We start from the raw sequence: 881 nt of genomic DNA, 5'->3' as shown, positions 1-881 counted from the left end.
AGCTCAGTTGGTAGAGCAACTGACTTGTAATCAGTAGGTCCACAGTTCGAATCCGTGTGCCGGCACCATTTTAAAGTGTTAAGTTGAATGAGTAAAGAACAGCACTGTAGATAAGTGCGATATTGGTGAGATTCCCGAGCGGCCAAAGGGGGCAGACTGTAACTCTGTTGCGAAAGCTTCGAAGGTTCGAATCCTTCTCTCACCACCATCCTAAACTTCGAATGAAGTGGTTATTACCAACGTTGCGGGAGTAGCTCAGTTGGTAGAGCGGCAGCCTTCCAAGCTGCATGTCGCGAGTTCGATCCTCGTCTCCCGCTCCATCGAAGGATAGTCGCTCTTATAGCTCAGTGGTAGAGCACTCCCTTGGTAAGGGAGAGGTCTCGAGTTCAAATCTCGATAAGAGCTCCAGATATTAAAGTTTGAGTGGATTTCCACAAAGTTTTCAGAAAGCAGGCTATATAGTCTGCTTTTCAAGTATTGGGTGTCTGTTTTTTAGGCGATATGTCGATAAGCTGAGTTAGTTCAGCGCCATTTGTAGTTGGTTCGACGTAAACGAGGAAGATCATCATGGCTAAAGCCAAGTTTGAACGTAATAAACCACACGTAAACGTGGGTACAATCGGTCACGTTGACCATGGTAAAACAACTTTAACTGCTGCGATTGCAACTATTTGTGCAAAAACTTACGGCGGTGAAGCGAAAGATTACTCGCAAATCGACTCAGCACCTGAAGAAAAAGCACGTGGTATTACAATTAATACTTCACACGTAGAATACGATTCTCCAATTCGTCACTACGCACACGTTGACTGCCCGGGCCACGCCGATTACGTTAAAAACATGATCACTGGTGCTGCTCAGATGGACGGCGCGATCCTTGT

General features: G+C 46.0%; 1 protein-coding gene and 3 tRNA genes. All 4 read left to right on the top strand.

Annotated elements, in window-relative coordinates; all coding sequences use genetic code 11:
* The first annotated feature begins 124 nt into the window (after nucleotides 1–124).
* A tRNA-Tyr gene (locus J582_RS25420) sits at nucleotides 125–208 on the top strand.
* Between the two features lie 36 nt (nucleotides 209–244).
* A tRNA-Gly gene (locus tag J582_RS25415) sits at nucleotides 245–320 on the top strand.
* A 13-nt stretch (nucleotides 321–333) separates the two neighbouring features.
* Nucleotides 334–408 (top strand) — tRNA-Thr (locus tag J582_RS25410).
* Between the two features lie 159 nt (nucleotides 409–567).
* Nucleotides 568–881 (top strand): GTP-binding protein (locus tag J582_RS25405; RefSeq protein ID WP_004668258.1); only part of this gene is annotated, 314 nt, incomplete at its 3' end.

The sequence above is a fragment of the Acinetobacter sp. 1566109 genome, from assembly GCF_000582255.1.
Taxonomy (GTDB): Bacteria; Pseudomonadota; Gammaproteobacteria; order Pseudomonadales; family Moraxellaceae; genus Acinetobacter; species Acinetobacter nosocomialis.
This window is presented reverse-complemented; position numbering and strand designations above follow the sequence as displayed.